We start from the raw sequence: 1,420 nt of genomic DNA, 5'->3' as shown, positions 1-1,420 counted from the left end.
CTTTCATACCAAGCTTGTGTTCGTTCGTGGAGAGCTTTGTTGTAAACTAATCTTACACAGCCCAAAGTGCGCCGCAATAGCGACTCTTGTTCGGGTGTGGGGTAAAATCGAAACGAATAGGCTTTTTCCATACCTCACATTCTAACACATATTTCGTAAATGTGCTAAGATTTAACAGCAAAGCCGCCGTAAAACGGCGGGGTTTCAGACCCAAATTTTCGATGAAAGCTATCCTCATGACCGCCGTGGATGTCCTACAGCTTCAGGAAGTCCCCACCCCGAAAATTAGTCAACCGCATCAGGTTTTAGTAGCATTAAAAGCCGCTGGTGTCAACCCTATTGATACAAAAATTCGTAAACGCGGCACTTTTTACCCCGAGCAAATGCCGGCCATTTTGGGCTGTGACGGGGCGGGAATTGTCGAGGCCGTTGGGGCGGCGGTGCAAGATTTTCGCCCCGGGGATGAAGTGTATTTTTGTAACGGCGGACTGGGCAAGGCCGGCACGGGAAATTATGCTGAATATGCCCTGATCGAGGCGGATTATCTGGCCCACAAGCCGAAATCTCTTTCTTTTGCCGAGGCGGCCGCTGTACCTTTGGTTTTAATCACCGCTTGGGAAGCACTCTATGATCGCGCCCGTCTTCAGTCGGGACAAAGCGTACTTATCCATGGCGGGGCCGGGGGTGTTGGTCATGTCGCGATTCAATTGGCGAAACTGAAGGGGGCTAAAGTTTATACGACGGTGGGAAATAGCGATAAAGAGCGTTTAGTGCGGCAATTAGGGGCAGATTACCCGATTTTATACAAACAAACCGATTTTGTCTCGGCGATACTTCAACAAACCGCAGGGAAAGGAGTAGATGTCGCTTTTGATACGGTGGGAGGGGAAACTTTTGGCCAAACTTGCCGAGCGGTGCGAGTGTACGGCGATATGGTGACGATTTTGGAACCTACGGGCAGCTGGAAGGAAGCGCGCGATCGCAATTTGCGGATTAGTTTAGAATTAATGTTAACCCCGGCTTTGATGGGACTGCCAGAAGCGCAAAAATATCAAACAGAAATTCTCAGACAAGGGGCGCGTTTAATTGATGAGAAAAAGTTAACTATTCATCTCTCCCAAACCTTCCCTTTAGCGGCAGCTATCAGCGCCCATCAACTACTAGAAACTGGTTCGGTGACGGGGAAAATAGCCCTAATTATTGACTAGAAATCTGCTGGTCACTATTTTCTCTCATAAGCTGCCCGCGTATATAGGGTTGGCTGAATAATGGTAAAACCCTTTTAAAATAAAGCTTTTGACCTGTTAAAGTCCGATGTTAGTGCAAGAAAATAGGATTGGGACTTTCAAAAACCTTGCATTATCCTTCTTGTAGTACATCGCTTGGTACAAAAAACAAGGGCAACAAAGCCTGAAACGAC

Annotated in this window: 2 protein-coding genes; one reads left to right on the top strand and one right to left on the bottom strand. The window is 47.5% G+C overall.

The window, feature by feature from the left end; translation table 11 throughout:
* Positions 1–131, bottom strand: a 131-nt coding sequence (locus tag O9332_RS14610; RefSeq protein ID WP_272079660.1) for a helix-turn-helix domain-containing protein, incomplete at its 3' end; no start/stop codon positions are given.
* Positions 132–221: 90 nt separating this feature from the next.
* Between O9332_RS14610 and O9332_RS14605 the strand changes: the two genes are divergently transcribed.
* On the top strand, positions 222–1,208 hold the full coding sequence (locus tag O9332_RS14605) for a zinc-dependent alcohol dehydrogenase family protein (protein ID WP_002796399.1): 987 nt from the start codon (positions 222–224) through the stop codon (positions 1,206–1,208).
* Positions 1,209–1,420: the final 212 nt, after the last annotated feature.

This window comes from Microcystis sp. LE19-10.1B (genome assembly GCF_027530565.1).
GTDB classification, from domain to species: domain Bacteria; phylum Cyanobacteriota; class Cyanobacteriia; order Cyanobacteriales; family Microcystaceae; genus Microcystis; species Microcystis aeruginosa.
The sequence above is the reverse complement of the archived record's forward strand: the minus strand, read 5'-3'. Positions and strand labels throughout refer to the sequence as shown.